At 39.4% G+C, this 18797-nt stretch carries 12 protein-coding genes; 2 read left to right on the top strand and 10 right to left on the bottom strand.

Going from position 1 to position 18797, the window contains the following annotated elements:
- Window positions 1-21: 21 nt before the first annotated feature.
- The 4 genes from scpA to udk all read right to left on the bottom strand — a co-directional run bounded on the left by scpA (window position 22) and on the right by udk (window position 4647).
- Entirely contained in the window at window positions 22-2208 is a 2187-nt protein-coding gene (gene scpA, locus KCTC52924_RS01110) for a methylmalonyl-CoA mutase (RefSeq protein WP_251808600.1), read from the bottom strand.
- A 116-nt stretch (window positions 2209-2324) separates the two neighbouring features.
- Complete coding sequence (locus tag KCTC52924_RS01105) at window positions 2325-3707, bottom strand: methylmalonyl-CoA mutase subunit beta (protein WP_251808601.1); 1383 nt, start codon at window positions 3705-3707, stop codon at window positions 2325-2327.
- Window positions 3700-4032: a septum formation initiator family protein gene (locus tag KCTC52924_RS01100; RefSeq protein WP_251808602.1), complete on the bottom strand. Its 333-nt coding sequence runs from the start codon at window positions 4030-4032 to the stop codon at window positions 3700-3702. The genes KCTC52924_RS01105 and KCTC52924_RS01100 overlap by 8 nt, the downstream gene beginning before the upstream one ends.
- Window positions 4033-4038: 6 nt before the next feature.
- On the bottom strand, window positions 4039-4647 hold the full coding sequence (udk, locus tag KCTC52924_RS01095) for a uridine kinase (protein ID WP_251808603.1): 609 nt from the start codon (window positions 4645-4647) through the stop codon (window positions 4039-4041).
- Window positions 4648-4962: 315 nt separating this feature from the next.
- Here udk and KCTC52924_RS01090 point away from each other — a divergent pair, with 315 nt between their 5' ends.
- Both KCTC52924_RS01090 and KCTC52924_RS01085 read left to right on the top strand, forming a co-directional pair.
- Window positions 4963-5883 carry a serine hydrolase gene (locus KCTC52924_RS01090; protein ID WP_251808604.1) on the top strand — a complete coding sequence of 307 codons (921 nt, stop codon included), beginning with the start codon at window positions 4963-4965 and terminating at the stop codon, window positions 5881-5883.
- A 121-nt stretch (window positions 5884-6004) separates the two neighbouring features.
- A complete protein-coding gene (locus tag KCTC52924_RS01085) occupies window positions 6005-8851 on the top strand; it encodes an Npt1/Npt2 family nucleotide transporter (protein ID WP_251808605.1) in 2847 nt (948 codons plus the stop codon).
- Here KCTC52924_RS01085 and KCTC52924_RS01080 read toward each other — a convergent pair.
- The 6 genes from KCTC52924_RS01080 to KCTC52924_RS01055 form a co-directional block, all read right to left on the bottom strand.
- Window positions 8841-10100 (bottom strand): serine hydrolase, encoded by a 1260-nt coding sequence (locus KCTC52924_RS01080; RefSeq protein ID WP_251808606.1) that lies wholly within the window; start codon window positions 10098-10100, stop codon window positions 8841-8843. The genes KCTC52924_RS01085 and KCTC52924_RS01080 overlap by 11 nt on opposite strands.
- Before the next feature lies 1 nt (window position 10101).
- Window positions 10102-12993: a PEP/pyruvate-binding domain-containing protein gene (locus KCTC52924_RS01075; protein WP_251808607.1), complete on the bottom strand. Its 2892-nt coding sequence runs from the start codon at window positions 12991-12993 to the stop codon at window positions 10102-10104.
- 291 nt (window positions 12994-13284) lie between these two features.
- A complete protein-coding gene (locus KCTC52924_RS01070) occupies window positions 13285-14574 on the bottom strand; it encodes a phenylacetate--CoA ligase family protein (RefSeq protein WP_251808608.1) in 1290 nt (429 codons plus the stop codon).
- Window positions 14571-16253 carry a C45 family peptidase gene (locus tag KCTC52924_RS01065; RefSeq protein WP_251808609.1) on the bottom strand — a complete coding sequence of 561 codons (1683 nt, stop codon included), beginning with the start codon at window positions 16251-16253 and terminating at the stop codon, window positions 14571-14573. The genes KCTC52924_RS01070 and KCTC52924_RS01065 overlap by 4 nt, the downstream gene beginning before the upstream one ends.
- Before the next feature lie 6 nt (window positions 16254-16259).
- On the bottom strand, window positions 16260-17132 hold the full coding sequence (locus KCTC52924_RS01060) for a cupin-like domain-containing protein (protein WP_251808610.1): 873 nt from the start codon (window positions 17130-17132) through the stop codon (window positions 16260-16262).
- A 10-nt stretch (window positions 17133-17142) separates the two neighbouring features.
- Window positions 17143-18678 (bottom strand): NAD(P)/FAD-dependent oxidoreductase, encoded by a 1536-nt coding sequence (locus KCTC52924_RS01055; protein ID WP_251808611.1) that lies wholly within the window; start codon window positions 18676-18678, stop codon window positions 17143-17145.
- Window positions 18679-18797 lie beyond the last annotated feature (119 nt).

The following is an 18797-nucleotide window of genomic DNA, read 5'->3' as shown; positions in this document are numbered from 1 at the left end:
TAAGAGGCTGTAGGCCGACCCCTAGGCACTTAGGATATCCAGAATTTGGATCGCCGTCTCGCTTATTTTTGTTCCCGGTCCAAAAACGGCCACTGCCCCTGCATTATATAGATAATCATAATCTTGTTTGGGTACTACCCCACCAACAATTACCATAATATCCTCACGTCCATAAGATTTTAACGCCTCCAATACTTGGGGTACCAAAGTTTTATGTCCACCTGCTAAGGAGGATATTCCTAAAATATGAACATCGTTTTCTACGGCTTGTTTTGCTGCTTCGGCTGGAGTTTGGAACAACGGTCCAATATCTACATCAAAACCAAGATCAGCATATCCAGTAGCAACTACTTTTGCACCACGATCATGACCATCCTGTCCCATTTTTGCAATCATGATCCTAGGTCTGCGTCCTTCTAGTTCCGCAAACCTATTGGCCATTTGCTTGGCTTTTTCAAAACTATGATCTTCTTTTATCTCTTTTGAATACACCCCTGTGAACGATTTTATTTCTGCCCTATGTCTGCCAAAAGCAGCTTCTAAGGCACTACTGATTTCTCCTAAGGTTGCTCTTGCCCTAGCGGCCTTTACTGCTAAAGCTAATAAATTATTATCGACTTCTGGGGTATCGGCTGCCTTTTTGGAAAGAATAGGCTGCATCTTATATTTTGCCTTCAAAGTAAGTTGTTCCAATGCGCGTTGCACTGCTTCATTGTTTCTATCGGTTTTTAATTGCTGCAGCCTAGCTAACTGTTGTTTTCGCACTTCGGTATTATCTACTTCCAAAATTTGAAAACTGTCCTCTTCCTCTATTGTTTGATATTTATTAACTCCCACAATTATATCTTGACCACTGTCTATACGGGCCTGTTTTTTGGCTGCCGCTTCCTCAATTCTCAGTTTTGGAATCCCAGCATCTATAGCTTTTGTCATGCCGCCCAATTCTTCCACCTCTTGGATCAATTCCCATGCCTTCTGTGCTAATTCTTGGGTAAGGGTTTCTACATAATAACTGCCCGCCCATGGGTCCACGGTTTTAGTGATTCCCGTTTCTTCTTGCAGAAATAATTGCGTGTTGCGGGCAATACGTGCAGAAAAATCTGTTGGCAGGGCTATGGCCTCGTCCAAGGCATTGGTATGTAAACTCTGGGTTCCCCCAAATACCGCTGCCGCTGCCTCTATTGTGGTCCTTGCAACATTGTTAAAGGGATCTTGTGCGGTAAGGCTCCAACCACTGGTCTGACTGTGGGTACGTAGGATTAAGGATTTATTTTTTTTAGGGTTGAATTGTTTTACCATTTTAGCCCATAACATACGACCCGCCCTCATTTTTGCTATTTCCATAAAATGGTTCATTCCTATCCCCCAAAAGAAGGAGAGTCTTGGTGCAAACTGGTCAATATCCAATCCAGATTTTAGACCTGTCCTAATATATTCCAACCCATCAGCGAGGGTATAGGCCAATTCTAGATCAGCTGTGGCTCCGGCCTCGTGCATATGGTAACCAGAGATACTAATGCTGTTAAATTGGGGCATATACCTACTGGTGTATTCAAAAATATCGGCTACAATTTGCATGGAGGGTGCAGGAGGGTAGATATAGGTATTCCTGACCATAAATTCTTTAAGGATGTCATTTTGAATGGTACCCACCAATTGGTCTAGAGAAACACCTTGCTCTTCGGCGGCCACTATATAAAAAGCCATAATTGGGAGTACAGCGCCATTCATGGTCATAGAAACAGACATTTCGTTTAAGGGGATGTCCTTAAAGAGGATTTTCATGTCTTCTACAGAATCTATGGCAACACCTGCCTTTCCCACATCGCCCACTACACGTTCATGATCGCTATCATAACCTCTATGGGTAGGAAGGTCGAAGGCCACGGACAGCCCTTTTTGTCCCGCTTTTAAATTTCGCTGATAAAAAGCATTACTTTCTTCAGCTGTTGAAAAACCGGCGTATTGTCTAATGGTCCATGGGCGCTTTACATACATTGTGCTATAGGGCCCCCTGAGATAGGGCGGAATTCCTGCTGCAAAATTTAAATGCTCCATACCCTCCGTATCATGTGCAGAATAAGCTAATTTTAATGGAATACCTTCGGCAGTAGTACTTTGACCCCCTGATAATTTTTGATTTTGGGATTCCAAGTGCACATCCTCACTGTTGCCTAATTTTATATGTTGGAGATTTTTTCTAGCCATTGTGTTCAATTAGTTTTATAATGCAGCTTGTAATTTCAATCTAGCGATTACCAGAAGTCTACGCATTGGGTTCCAGTTGGAGCAAAACAGCCAACCTGTGCTTAAAACGTAGTGGATTATTCCTGTTCCAACCGCTTTTGTTCCCCTTCTTCCGATAATCTTTTTTCTATGATCGGTATAATCAACGTTTTTCTAGCATTGGTCTTTACAAAAGGATACAACTCTAAATTATTTTTCATTTTATCTTCAGTAGTAAAGTATTTATTGGCTCCAACAAGAATGGTTTCTTTTTTATTGAACCGTTCTTGTTCCTTTTGGGAACTTTCCTTTATTTTTTTCTGAATGAGATGATCTTTCAATTGCACCAAGAATCCACCTCCGACCTCTATCTGCTTAAATAGCTCCAAGGCCTTGGAAGCTAATTGTTGGGTAAGTGTCTCTATATAATAACTGCCATCCGGGGCATTGCCAACCTTATTCAAATAGGCCTCTTCTTTCAGGAGCAGCAGCTGGTTTCTTGCCATTCTAGTCCCAAATTCATTTTCTTTTTTATAAATCGCATCATAGGGCAAATTGCAAACCGTATCGGCTCCCCCCAAAATGGCGGACATGCATTCTGTTGTGGTGCGAAGCATATTATTGTTGTAATCGTAAAGGGTCTTGTTTCTTTTTGTGGGGACGGCAATAATATGGCAGTAGGGAAGAGCACCATATTCTTTGGCTAAGGTACTGAACAACATCCTTAGGGCCCTAAGTTTGGCAATCTCAAAGAAATAATTTCCACCAATTGCGACTTTAAAAGTAATCAGTGCTTTTTTTAAAAACGCTTTATTGGTCCGCTCCAAATGGTTCAGATATTCATTGGTATGGGCAAGCGCATAGGCCAGTTGTTGTACCCTATTAGCTCCGGCATTTTCATATAAGCCAAGGTCAATGCTTAGGGTGGCCTTGTGGTTTAGGCCAAGAATCATATCCATCTGCTTATGGTCTTGGTTTAAGTTGGAAAACCAATTGCCGCTACGTGCCAAATTTCCAATGATATCGATATTTAGAAAAATATTTCGGGGATTTTTGCCTGTCAACTCTAAAATTGATCTGCAATACGTATCCGATAGGAATTGCAGGTTAAAGTAGATGGTAGTTGTTTTTAAATCGATGTTCTTCAGTAATTCTTTAGGGGCTATGTCAATAGAAGGAACGGTAAAATGGATGCTTTCCGCACCTCTATTTATGGCATCCACGGCATTTTTATTGGCTATGGCCGTATTTCCAGCATAGATGGCCTGCCCAATTCCCCAAGAATTGTTCGTTTGGTAATTCGGTAAATTTAAGGTGGCCATATCCTCAGAATGGTAGAAGGGTTTTATTTTTATTCCTTCCGGCGACTCCCAGATCAATTGCTCATTATAGTCCTCTCCCTTAAGGTCTACCTGTATTTTTTGTTTCCATTCTTTAGCGGAAATTTCTCGAAAATCACCAAACAAATCAGAATTACTCATCTTTTTTTGATTTTATACTGTCCTCGTATTCAATTAAATAAATCTCCTCGTTCTTCTTTTTTAGATAGTAGTGTTCCCTAGCAAATTTTTCCAGTTCCTCCGGATCCGTAAGCTTTTTAATTATTTTTTTATCCCTAGAAATCTCCTCTTTCAAAAATTCTTGTTGTTTTTCCAGGTTTTTAATTTCTTTTTTAAGTTCCCAATGAATGAGTAGGGAATTGGTGTCAAAAAAAATCATCCATACCAAAAACACCGAAAGTACCAATACGTACATATTAGTAAGTACAGCAAACCACTTATTCTTTTTTAATCTTTTTAATCCCATATATGGTTACGCTAATTTTTCGTTGATAATGGTCCTAACAATATCTACGGCAACGGTATTGTATTTATTATTGGGGATGATGATATCTGCAAATTCTTTGGTTGGCTCAATAAACTGATTGTGCATCGGTTTCAAGGTGTTCTGGTATCTGGACAGTACCTCGTCCAAGTCTCTTCCACGCTCATTAATATCTCGCTTTAACCTACGGATCAATCGCTCGTCAGAATCTGCGTGCACAAAAATTTTAATGTCGAACATTTCCCTAATCTGTGGATTCGTCATAATTAAGATACCCTCAACAATCATTACCTTTCTAGGATGGGTGAGGATGGTATCCTTGGTTCGATTGTGCTTTACAAAGGAATAGACCGGTTGATGGATTGGTATGCCTTTTTTTAGCTCCTGTAAATGTTTTCCCAACAGCTCAAAATCGATTGCACGTGGGTGATCAAAGTTAACTTGCGTTCGCTCATCGTAGGAAAGATGGGAGAGGTCGCTATAATATGAGTCCTGGGAAATTACGCCCACTTCCTCGTTTGGCAATTCGTTGATGATTTGGTTTACCACGGTTGTTTTTCCACATCCGGTTCCCCCTGCAATCCCTATAATAAGCATTTATAAATAATTTGTTCCAAAAATAACGATTTGGGATGAAAACAGTGTAATTATAATTTTCAAGAAACTAAGTGAGGAACGGTACACTGCCTATTATTGCGAGCTGAGGTTTTAAGTAAGAATATAAGGTTTTCAGCTATACTGTATCCCTAATTTAGCAATGTGAATCCAAAATTTAACATTGCAAAGCCATATTTTGACTTTATATCCATATAAATATGGGAAAATAATATTTTTTATAACCACAAAAATTAACACCGGGGGGACTCTTAAATTGAATAATTTTGGTTATTATATTTATATACATAAAATGTTATGGGGAAGGGGCTAAACTTTTTAATATTCGCATTGCTGTTTTCTATGGGCTTATTGGCCCAAAAGGAACTTCCTATCAGGACTGGAGGTTCAGAGGTAAAACCCCTTACCAGTTTGTTGAGCACTAGTCTGCAGCAAGGTTTGGAACGCGAACTTATGTCCAATCCCCAGTGGAAGGCCTTAATGAATAATCGGAAGATGGCTGTCGGAATTGTGGATTTAAAAAACCCCGATCAGGCAAAATACGCTAGTATAAATGGTAATTATATGATGTATGCGGCAAGTTTACCCAAAATTGCCATCTTATTATCCTCTATGGATGCTTTGGAAAAAGGGGAGCTTAAGGACAATAAGGAAATACGGGACGATATGCGTCTTATGATCAGTAAATCTAACAACGCGGCCTCTACAAGAATGATTGATCGTTTGGGCTATGAGAAGATCCAATCCGTAATGACAGATCCCAGATATAAGTTTTATGATGAAGATCTTGGTGGCGGACTCTGGGTGGGCAAGCGCTACGGTGGGGGCGGGGATACCAATAGGGAACCCCTAAAGAACTTATCGCATGCTGCTACGGTGAATCAGGTGTGTCGCTATTACTATTTATTGGCCAACGGACAATTGGTAAACAGGGCAAGATCTAAACAGATGTTAGATATTATGGTCGATCCCGAATTACATCATAAATTTGTTAATACCTTAGACGATATTGCACCCAGTGCAAAACTGTATCGCAAATCGGGATCCTGGAAAAACTTTCATTCGGATTCGGTGTTGGTATGGGGAAACAATCCAAATAGACGATATATCTTAGTAGCTTTGATAGATGATCCTGCCGGAGAGCAAATAATCCGTGATCTGGTAAAACCTGTGGAAAGAGTATTGCGGGCCGGACGCACCCTAGTGGCCAACAATTAAAAAGTGCCGCAACATCCGCTTAAGGGAACTATCGGATATCAGTTTTCAGCACTTATTTTCGTAAATTAGTTTTAGTTGGACAAGTTGAAGGGCATATAATTATCACAATAAAGAATTGCATTTGATCTACCTATTATCACTGGTTAAAACATATATTTTAAAAGCTTTTGATCTTAAGGAGGAGGAATTGACAAAAACGCTCCTGCTGCAACTGAACATATTTCTTATTATAACGGTTTTATTAATTGTAAAACCTACTATAAATTCCTTATTTCTTTCAGAACTGTCTTCCAGCGCGCTTCCTTTGGGGTATGTGCTAACGGCCATTACGGCCATTGTGGGTTCATTTTTTTATGACCGTGCCATGGAAAAGTACTCCTTGAACATTATAATGGATAAAACCCTTATTGGTTCCATTATTTCACTAGTGCTATTCGCTATTGCCTTCAGTTTTAACCTCACTAATGGATACATTCTGTATATACCCTATGTTTGGGTAGCACTATTTGGGCTTCTTACCGCTTCCCAGTTTTGGATAATGGCAAATCTGGTGTACAATGTCCGGGAGGCTAAGCGGGTTTTTGGTTTTATTGGAGCTGGAGCTATAGCCGGTGGTATTTTTGGGGGATATTTAACCTCATTATTGACCACGTTCTTTTATACGGAGAATTTGTTGTTCGTCGCTGCGGCCCTACTTTTGTGCTGTCTACCTATTACAAGATATATTTGGAGAAATGAGGTAGTAAAACTAAATTCGTTCCAAGTTTCCAGTAGGTCCGCCCCTAAGGGAGAATCGCCTTTTAGGCTCATTAAACAATCCAAATTATTGAGTTTAATTGCCTTAGTCATTGGAGTTAGTGTGTTGATTGCCAAACTTGTGGATTACCAATATAGTGATTATGCCTCCAGGTTTATCCAAGATCAGGATGCCCTGACCTCATTTTTCGGATTTTGGTTTTCCACCCTTAGTGTAATTTCCCTCTTGATACAATTATTTCTTACCAAACGAATAGTTGGAACCTTTGGGGTAGGTAAATCACTATTGTGGCTGCCTACAGGTATTTTGATAGGCTCAATCCTATTATTGGTCCTTCCACAGCTGTGGGTAGTGGTATTTATCAAGATAGTGGACGGGAGCTTAAAACAATCAGTAAATAAGGCCGCAACAGAGCTTCTCTCCATTCCCATTCCCATAGAAATTAAAAAGAGGACCAAAACTTTTACAGATGTGGTTGTAGATAGTATTGCAACCGGATTGGCGGGCTTTATCCTGATTTTCTTTATCAATGCACTGGAAATACCCTCTACCTATATCAGTTTAATCATTATTGTGCTGATCTCTATATGGCTGTATTTTATTTATCACCTGAGAAGGGAATATATAGTTGCGTTTAAAGGCCTGTTGGAGCAATCCGATGTTAAAAAGAAAAAGACAAACAAGGAAGAAATAAAGGTCACTTCCATTATTGACACGGTAAACCGAGTGCTGGAAATGGGTCCTGAAAATCAGATCCTACACATGCTTCAAAAGACCTTAGAAGTGAAGGATGAACGATTTTTTTATACCATTAAAAATCTTCTAAATAACCCCTCGGCCAAGGTAAGGGCCCTTGCTATAGAAAATTTGTATTTTCTGAACACGGAAAATTTATGTGTAACAGTTCAGGAAATGATTTTTGACAAAGATCAACAAGTGACTACTTCCGCTTTTAGATACCTGTTGAAAAATTACAATCAAGATCAGATTCAACTTTTTGATAAATATCTCAATGTGGACGATACTACAATAGCAAATGCTGCCTTGGTAGGTTTATCCTTGGAATTGAGGAACAATCAATTGCTGCAAGAAAGATTTAATCTGGAGAACCGTATAGAAAAAGCCCTGTCACAACTTACCTTCCTAAGTAGCGAACAGGAGAAAACCAACAAAATTCAAGCCATTTTGGAAGCGATTGGTAATGCCAAGATGGAACGGTTTTATCATATACTAATAACAAACATTAATTCCTCCAATATCGCTGTGACCAATACCGCAATAACAGCGGCATCCAAAACCTTGGAAGAGTGCTTTATAAGTGTCATAATTGAAAAGTTATCAGGGAAGGAAACAAGAAATACTTGTATAGAGGCCCTGTTTTTCTTTGGAGAGCCAATAATAGATATTCTATTCGATAAGATGTCTAAAGACCATGTTATTGACTTGGAAGATGCTGCCGTTTTGGTTTTGGTATTGGAAAAATTCGCCTCTCAAAAAGCGGTGAATACCCTAATTAAATTGACTGGGGAAATGGAACATACGGTGAAAATTGAAGCTATTGAAGCCTTAAAGAGATTGAAATGGAAGTATCCACATCTAAAAATTAACGACCGATTTATAGTGGATAGAATTTTGGACGAATGTAATCTCTATCAGAATACTCTTTCTGTAATCCATTCCCAAATCATAATTCGGTATAAAAAAAATGCCGAGAATCCAGAATCTCGAGAAGAAAACGATGCGAGGAACGCCCTGATACATTTATTGGAATTGCGATTGGACAGGCAATTACAGCGAATTTTTCAATTTCTGGGCATAAAATATCCCCCACAAGATGTAGATCCCATACTAAACACCATCTTACATGGAAAGGAGGAGCAACGGATACATGCCATTGAATTTCTAGACAATATCCTAGATATTCAACTTAAAAAAGAATTGATTCCCGTTGCCGAATCCATCCTTGTGGAAACCTTTTCCGAAAAAAAACTAAAGAACATCAATATTAAGGTGCTAAGTGAATCTGAATGTTATAATGTCCTCTTAAAAAGAAAAGATGTCAAGCTGAAATTATCAGTGCTTTACCTCATTGAAAAAATTAATGATCCAAAATTTAATTCCATATTGGAAATGGTTTTGGAAGATTCCCATGAAAAGGTAAAAAGAAAGGCTGCTGAAATTTTGCAAACTATGAAAAAGCCTATTTCTTAATAATCTTATCGATACTGCTGGCTAGGGTCATATGGTCCGTTGCCGAATTTTTGCGCAATACATTGGTCATTAGGACCACCATATACGTACAATTATCGGGATGCTCCACAATGGCCACGGAATTCATAAAATTACTGATGTTTCCCATATATTTTCCACAGGGTTCACCACTGGTCTTATTGCATTGGTATAAACTTCCCGATTTAAAATAAACCCCTGCCTCCTTTAGGGTAGGCGATTGCGCATATCTTATCCTGCGGTCCGTCATATACATTAAGCGTTTCATCTCTAGACTAGAGGCTTCGTCTATGACCTTCCCTTGTTCCAATTGGATCAAAAACTTCATCAATCCCAAGGTAGAACCTATACTTCCCCCTTTGTCCCCAACATATTTATTGGCCCCAGAAGTAAAAAAGCTGCCCAAACGCCATTCATTGGCACTTATATCTAAACTGCGCAAAGGAAGGTTTACAATATCGTTCGATAAATCAGTAAGTTCTTTTCTTGGGGTGTTGTTAAAATAAGCATCGGCCTCCTCCTGACTGAGTTCGGGATAGGCGGGTCCAAAGGCAGACATGAGTAGGGCTTCACGCCATACTATACTGGCAGCACCGTTATTGCTCACAGACATCATATGGTCTGCCCATTCAAACAAGGTAAAGACGTCACTGGTAACCACCTGCCTTTTTATGAGTTTATTGGTCTCAATATTGAAAATTGGGATGGTGTGCGCATCGGTTAAACCCCAAACCCCTGATTTAACAGATTTTGAACGCAATAAGTCGAGCCGTTTTTCAAAAGAATTCGGGTAAATTTTAGCCAATTGATCAAATAGCGCTACAAGTACGGCGAGTTTACCAACGCTTCCCGGTTGATAGCCCGCGGTCTCATTTCTATGGGCATAGCGAATCTGATTTACATCGGAGATATCCACTACCGCAAGTGAATAACTTTTGTCCAAGCCTCTAAAAAGTCCGTTTATCTCTTTCTGAAAATTATCATCTATAGTTAAAATGCTACCTAGGCTATCGTCTTTTTTTGCTAGAAGGTTAAGTTTAATATCCTCATAAGACTTTAAAGCTCCTTTCGGAAGCGTGGAAGTAGATTTAATTTCCCCATTTTTAACCAGTTCCAAATACTTTAAACGCTTGATCCCTGTGCGTTCATAGCCGTCAATTGGGTAATAGTGAACCACGGTAAAGGCCGAACAGATAAGTATTAAAAAGGGGTACACAATATATTTCCGCATCCTATATTTTTTTTGAGAGATCAATTTTTTTGGACATATCTATTTTTGGGGCAATAGATTCTAAATAATCAGAGCTTTGGGCTTTTTTATTTTCCACAAATGGTCTGATCTGGAACAACCATAACTTATTATTTTGAAAGCCTAATTCTACATCATAGGCACCTTCATAATCAGAGTTGGTTTCTTTGGGCATAGTTTCTCGAATGGAATTCGCAAGATTTCTAATGTCCTGAATATTTTGATCGTTCAGAATAAAATTTTCAAAGGTGGATGTTTTTTTTTCTGTACCACCAGTAGTGGGCAGTCTGTTGTGATAGGTTTCCCTGGCAGGGGCAAGTAATTGTACGCCTCCAGCCTCGTAAATTTCATAGGTTTCAGCAGACTGTCCGTCCACCGCACCCCCAGCACCTCTACTGAAGGCTATGGTTAAATCTAGTGGCCTACCAGAATTGATTCCCTTGGTAATTAAAACCCCAGAATAATCCACATCTACACTAGGTATGACTAATATTGATGGGAATACATTTTCGGGATTCAACAGGAATTTTTGTCTCCATTTAAAACTGCGTTCCGTATATGGGGAGGCCCAAACATCTTTAATTCCCGCAATTATTTTTTCCTTTGTCACCACATTGAAGATGGTTAGATTTAGGCCTGCTCCTGTAAAGTCCTTTAGATCTTCCATATTGGTATCACTTCTGAGGAATACGGGGATTTCTCCTAAATTTTTTCCAAGTATCCCAGTGAACCCTTTTTCTAGTTGCGCTAGGAATTCTGCTTGCAGGGGTATTAGTTTTATGGCCCCCCTTAAGGTTTCCAACTTTCGTAACTGAAAATTCTCTACTTCACCTTCGCTTATTCCTTGGGTGCGCATGGTTTCCGCATCTTTGAAGATGGTGTTTAAAAACTCCCAATAACTAACTTTTCCCTCTGGCATAAGTTGATCCATATGCGATCTGAAAATCCCGAACGGGATTACTAAACCTTCTACAACCTTGTTGGGGAACATTTTTTTTAATTGACCTAGATTAGCAGCTTTGGGACCACAAAGCTTTCCTGAATCGCTCGCATCCACTTCTCTAAGATCTAGTATTTTATTTTCCTGCAATCGTATATTGTCTATGGGGACTCGTACTCTTTCCTCTCTACGTTCTTTTTTAGAAAAAAGGTTGCGTTCTTCCGGAGTCATATCACTTTCGGGTTTCATAATCACATTTCCTCTATTGGATACTGCATAAAAAACACGTTTCCCATCATATTTGATGAGGTTTCTAAGGTTGTCATCGGCTAGTACTGCATTCGGAATTCCCAAATTCCTAGCCAAAAGTTGTACATGAGAGACCATATTTCCTTCAGAAACGGTAGCTATTCCGGCCACAGGTTTTAAATCTGCTGGTGGGCGCTGAAAAACATAAATCTTGTCTGAAGCCACTTCAATTTCATCTGGAGATCCATTTACTACGACCAATTCTCCCAACGCATAACCAGAATTTAGTCCACGGAATCCGCTTTGGTTATCAATATCCATTATAGCATTGGTCAAGGCAGACTCCCTAGCAATTAAATCGCCCAATTCACCAACGGTCTTACCTAGATATAGGGCTATGGACCCCCTTATCATATCGTCTATATATCCATAAGCCTTGGGTTCAAAACCGGTATATATATCCACAATATCTTGATAATTGGCCTTTACCATGGAAGAACTCCATTCTACTTCCCTACGAGCATGTTCTAGTGTAGCGCTAAGATCGCCCAAGGAGTTTTGCTTAGAAGCCAAGTTTAATTGGTGCCATTCCTCAAGTTCTATATATCCCGCACCGGCGTTGGCCATACCCAAATAGCACACCTTATCCAAGAGTCCATTTATATCTTCTGGTTGCCATTCGGGCGATTTTTTAAAGATAATCTCTTCTAATTTTAAGGAGGCGTCCAACAATTGCAATCTGGCTGCTGCGGAATGTTCTGCTATTAGGGCCTGTCTGATGGAAAGTAGCAATTCTGCCGTTGCTGGTATTAGAAAGGCGGTGTTTTTTTCCTTGGAATAAAGGGTCGCAAACGCGCTTATATCCAAACCAATTTGTTTTTCTAGGACAAGTGGGGTTCTTTTAGGTAAAGCTGAAATATCTACTGGTTGGTAGAAACTGGTCATGATACGTGATAAGTTTTCAATTTTATCTTTGACCTCTAAACTTAGTTTACCACTATTATTTGATTTAAAAGTGTTTACTTTAGCAACATCTCCCGCATCGGGCTGGCTATGGATCTTCACCCGTAAATCCATAAAACTTGGGGCCATATCAGAAATCACCTTGGATTCGCTTCTAATCTTTTGGGCCAAATTATCATCTCCTTGGTGGGGTATGTCCTTAAGAGATTGTCGGATAAGGAAAAAATGCTTTTTTAAATTATCGGTATCGGAGAGCAGCCATTTATAAAATTCAATCCCCCAAGCCTCTTCATCTTCGGATTGTATTGCTCCCCTATAATACTGCCCTTTTTGTAGCGCCCATCCGTCATCTACAGACCTTAAATACTTATCTAACTGATACTGTTTTAGGCGCGAATAATTATTTTCCTTATCCCAGAATTCTTCTTTTTCGGTATAGGCAAGAATTTGGCCAAGATATATATGGTTGCTTTTTCCAAGATCCACTACCGAACTCTTATAGGTGGCATGCTGCACTCCGGGACCAATTTTATCTGGACAGGGATCTTTGGGCTGACGAATACTGCCATCTGTACAAAACCATCGTATTTCTTTGTATGGACCCCGAATATCCATTTTGTAGGAGCTGATTAGTTCTTTAATGTTTTGATTACTAAGTTTTTGCCCACTTGCCAAATGAGAAAAGTGAAATATTAAAAGGCAGATAATCAGTTGTTTTATCATAATTCGTATATCGAAAATGGAAATGATGGATTAAAAATAATGCCCATAGGAATGCATTGCAATTTTGGCTGCTTCTTAATAAGGTTGATCAACTTGTTAAGAATATTTTATGGCTGCTTTAGGTAAAGGTAAATTCCAAGTTTATTTTTTTTATTAAACTAATAGCTTATAAATTAACTTGTTTTGATTAATTAAACAAATAATCACCCTCTTTTAATAGTGTCAATTTATTTTATATAATTGCGCTATAGTGCTGTATTGGGGATAGTCCGTTTCAAATAATTTTTTATGTTAGGAACGATGATCGATAACCACAACGGGCTTTCTGCTCATTTTTGGAAATCGCAATTCTTGAATAGTTTTAAAATCGTGAAATTCTATTTTGGGCGTTACCCGCAACTTTGCCCTAAAATGATCTTTAATATTTTGCAACAATCCCTCTGAAGGATTTTGTGCCGCAATTTTGATACAAATCTCATCGGTGCCAATACTGTTGTGATCTATTTCTATAACGAAGGCTTCTATATCATTGAAATGGTTGAGGACGTTGTACATTGCAGGTGGGTACAGGGTTGTTCCCTTATATTTAATCATCTGTTTTTTCCGACCTATAACTGGCCCTAACCTCATAGTATTTCTTCCACAACTACAGGGAGCGGAATGGGCCTGTACAATATCACCGGTCTTAAATCTTATCAAGGGCATGGCTTCCACTCCTAGAGTGGTGATCGTAAGTTCACCGGGCTTCCCGTCGGCCACCTGTTTTCCGGCCTCATCCAAAATCTCAATAATGATCAATTCTGGTTGGTGATGGCCACCTTGTTGCGCTTCACATTCTGTAAATGCCGTGCTCATTTCGGTAGAAGCGTAGGTAGAATAAAGGGAAATATCCCAATCTTCCTTTATTTTGGAGGCGAGTGTGTTTAGGGTGAAATCCTCATTCCTTAAGGATTCCCCTATACAAATAGCTCCCTTTATCCCAGATTCGTTTGGGTTAATTCCTTGTTGGTGGGCGTATTCTATCAACTTTAATAAAAAAGAAGGGACTACGATTAAATAGGTAGGCTTAAATCTTAGAATAGAATCCCATTGTAGTTCTGGAATTCCTGCCCCTACACGAATAATTCCCGCTCCTAGCTGTCTAGCACCCAAAAAATAGGCTAATCCCGCCATAAATCGCCGGTCTATGGTTGTGGTGAGCTGTAAAATATCATCCGAAGTAATACCGGCACAACCAAACGATATGGCCTCATTATAAGCCAATCGGTCTAAATCCATATCCGTTAAGGCAAAAGTTACCGGCTCACCAAGGGTGCCCGAGGTGGTGACGTAGTCTATTATTTTTTTTCGGTCTACACAGAGAAAATCATCGTTATATTTTTGCAGGTCCTCCTTTGTGGTAACAGGTATTTTATTTAGGTCAGATAGTGTGTTGATCTCCATTGGATTAATGTTGTAATCCTTAAAAATTCTTTTGTAGTAGGTAGAGTACTCACTGACGTATAACATGAGTTCCTGTAAGCGTTGCTCCTGTAATCGCTGAATCACTGCTGTACTTTCTAGATCTATGTTTGGGGTCATAGGTTTATTTTGCGTTTTGTTTTTTTAATATAGGAATGTACCTTTTCTTCCTGTGGGACCGTGGTTATTTCTTTAGTACTTGCTACCAAAAAAGCATAGTAGGCTGCGGTGTAATATTTTTTTTCGTAATAGTAACGTCCAATCCAATAGTGGGTCTCCCAAAATTCTGGGTTCAATTTTTTAAAGGTTTCCAGAAAAGAAGGGGATAGGGGATTCTTTTCTGTAATTGCCATTTGGATTTGTAGGCTATATTCTCGGTATTTTTCGTAATCGAGATAGGTCTGGGTGTAAAGGAAAGAGTCTTTTTCAATATTTTTCCAGGGCGATGACAATGATTTTCTTGGATTTTGATTATTAGAATCCTTAAAGATCTCTTTCAGGTCATAGGCCACAAATTCGCCCAATTGATAGGGATTGGAAGAAACCCAAACCATACGATCTTTCGGCTTAAATACTACACCGTGATGGGCCAATAATTGATTTAACGCCTTTTCATTTCCCAAACCGATATTGGCATCATTAATACCTTTCTTATTTCTAAGCAAATCTACTGCTATTGTTGGGGTTATTTTGTTTTGATTTCCCAAAAGTTCATCTATACGCTGGTACCGATAAAACGAATGACTTTCCTGAATATGTTTTAAGTTGTTTTTATCTTGGGCGTAAGCGGTACTTTGAAAATGGTTGGAACATATTAATTGATCCGAATTGGGTACTTCGTAGACCCCAAAATTATGGGGCGATATCTCTATAATTTTCGCATTTTGGTCCTTCGCACTTCCTATTAATATAGATTCTGAAACAAATACCTGCCGTTTCTTGGCAATCGCAATTGCCTCTTCCAGGGTAGTCGCGTATTGTAATATTTCTCTGGTAAGGATGCTAATGGGTGTTTTGGCTACTACAGGAATTTTGGATTTCCCCGCATTTATAGTTACCGTTAGACCATGTTCGTTCATCCCAGAAACCACTCCGATCATGCCGCCCCAAGAAACGGACATAAAGTTGTATCCTTCGGTAGGGGCTACAAAGGAAATGATCTTGTTTTTGGCAAATTCATCCCCTGCATAGAAATCAAAATTCCTACCGATGATCAGGTTGCCATCCTCTGTCTTATCGCCCCAAACAGCAAATGAGGAGCAGCCCACTAAAGCCAGATCTTGTAGGGCGTGACCAATATCATGGGCTCCGTGGAGGTAGAGCACTCGTAAATACGGATCTGCGATATGGTTGTAACTATCCGAGGCATACCGGGATAGTCCCAGTATCTCCGCCTTGTATTCCTCAGGAATGTTGAGGTGAATTTTTCTATTGTACCAGGCCAAAAATTTTCTAAGTAGAGCTCTTTTTAATTTGGAAGGGACCATTTGTTCTACCTTGGACAGAAAAATAGCTTCCTGGGCCTGAAATAGTTCTTCGGTAAGGGCCCCAGTAATAAGTCCTCTTTCCATGGGGTCTCCAGAAACATACAGTTCCCATTGTCCTTGTTTATTTTTTCGAAGGGAATTATTGCCAAGGATAAAAGTGGAATCCGAAATTTTATTTATCTCTGGGATTTTTGAGTTATAGGAACTAATATCGGGTCTGTCCTTAATCGATTTTGAGATTCCGCACGATCCCAATAGGGCAAGCATTGCCACATAGAAGACTCCCCGTTTTATGTGTTGCCATATGTTCATTCCCGCCTATTGTTTCCCATACTTTTTGTTGATGTTGCGTACCATCCTTGTTTCCTTATAGGCAACCCATTTTTCTCCCCATAGTTTTCGCATAATATTTTCGAAAGGTCGCATTAGAAGGATGTTCTTTAACATTTTTAGCAGTACTATTGGTCGTCTTGGAAGTGCCCTTAGCGTAATTGAAAATCCCCCGTCCAGATATTTTATATAATGCCAGTAGCCGCTGGGCATATAAAGGGCGTCTCCGTGTTTCATCTCCACAACAAGTCCCTCGGCCCGTTTTAGTGCGGGATAGGTGGCAACATCTGGGTCGTCCATATTAATGGTTTCCAGATTGTGCACAGAATAGGGAACCTTGTACAGGTATTTGGTCTGTTCAGGTGAAAATAAAAGCACACTTTTATTTCCGTGAAAATGAAAATGAAGTAAATCGGACAAATCCATGTCATAATGTGGTAATACCTTGGAGCCCTCGCCGCCAAAAAACATGACGGGCAAACGTTTAAAAAGTTTCAATCCAATATCCGGATACTTTATATCTTGGAGTAACTGGGGCATCTTGTCCATGATGTTGAAGAAGAAAATACGTAGATCCGTTGGACCTTTTTTTAGCAGTTCCAAATAATCGTATAATTTCATCTCCATTACCGGGGCTGCAGAATTCTGTTTTCCCTTGGTAGGTTCGTTATTGTACAACGGGACAATCTGGTCCCCTGCCATTGCCTGTATGTAGTCTAGGTTCCATTTTTCGCGGGCGTTCCAATCCATGGTTAAATTTTCTATTAAAACGGGCCGCTGTGGCTTATAATAGTTTTTAATGAAGTCTTCCTTGCTTATATTACTTACCCGGTCAATTGCTGTTGTTTTGATCTTTCCCATACTAGATCATTTATACTTCTTGTGTTTTGTTTTCTTCCAAAATTTTATTCAAAAGGTAATCTTTTCCCAATACTTCCGAACAGGTGATTACCGCACCAATAGTAACCCCTAATATACCATGCATATTTAAACTTTGCCCCGTAAATAATAGATTGGGAATCCTAGTCCTAGGGGAAACAAAAGAACGGAGAGGGTTGTTAACGTCCTTAACATAGCCGTACATAGACCCGTTGTGTGACCCAATATAATCCCTGTAGGATAGGGGAGTGGATGTGTAAACGGTCTGAATACAATTCCTTAGGTTCGGAAATTTTTTCTCTAATTCCTGAAGAAATACTTCTGTTTTGTAGGCTTTAAATTCTTCATAGGTCTGTCCTCTATCATTTTTATGGGCTACTGTATTAAAGGTCTCTTGCCAAATCTTTACCTCCTCAAAATCCATATAGGTCATGGCAATTAAACTATCACCAAATCCGTCGTCCTTTTTCTTGACTCCCATAGAGACCATATAGCCTTCGGGCCAGCTTTCCTGGGTGTAATGCTGGGCATTCCAAACCCGATTTTCGTCTTTAAAATGATAGAAATTTTTATTGTAATACTTAAAGGAATCTGGTTTTAATACAATATAAAGGCTAAAGGCGGCAATAGTGCTTTCAATTTGATTGATCCTATTGGTATAGGATTTTCTGAAATTTTCTTCCCCCACCAATTTTAAGGTCAACTTAGGTTCTATATTGGAAATAAAGATTTTCCCATTTATTTGTTTCCCTTTTTTGGTATCTACCGAAATTATTTCTCCATCCTTCAGATTAAAATTGGAAACCTCCTGATGCTTATAGGTCTCCCCACCAAATTTCTTTAATTGTTTAATGAGGACCTTAGTGATTTGGCTTCCACCGTTAATACACCTGTAGGCACTTTCTATATAGGAGTTAACGGAAAGCGCATGCACATAAAGGGGGGATCGTTCCCCATCACCGGCATACAGAAAATTGGTGCCTGCTAAAACGGCCTGTAATTTTTTATTATCGGTTAGGGAATTAATATAGGTCTTGGCATTTAACTTCAGGGCCTCGTCCGATTCATAAGGAGGTTTGCCCTTATTTAAATTGTAAAGGGGAAATTTGGAACAGGTATCCCTTAGTTTTTCGCTATAGGTTTTTATGGCTTTTTCCTCCTCAGGAAATTGGTCTATCAAGCTATTTTCAAATAACTCATAACCTTGCGCATGACGGTATTCGGTAGGGTCGCCATCAAAAGTGACGATATCGAAGCCATTTTTATCAAGTTTTTTAAGCTTTAGTTGATCCATGATTCCCAAATAGGTGAAATATTGATGCAGGTTTTGCCCTTCTGAGAGCCCTCCAATATAATGTACCCCGGTATCAAAAATGGTCTTATCGCGTACAAAGGTTTGAAGATTACCCCCAAACTGATTGTTCTTTTCTAGGACACAGACGCTATAACCCTCCTTGGCCAAAATTAGTGCAGATACCAATCCGCCTAATCCGCTTCCAATAATTACAACATCATAGTGCTCTTTCATATGTAGCTATTTATTTTTTTTAACGGTCATGCTCATTTCATAAGTGTTGATTAATTCAAATTTGAATTAAATAAGCCGCTCTAAATTTATTGGCTCTGCCAATTTTCGTCTTACCATAT

The sequence above is a fragment of the Arenibacter antarcticus genome, from assembly GCF_041320605.1.
Classification (GTDB): Bacteria; Bacteroidota; Bacteroidia; order Flavobacteriales; family Flavobacteriaceae; genus Arenibacter; species Arenibacter antarcticus.
Note: the sequence above shows the minus strand (reverse complement) of the source record. Positions and strands in the feature narration are given on the sequence as shown.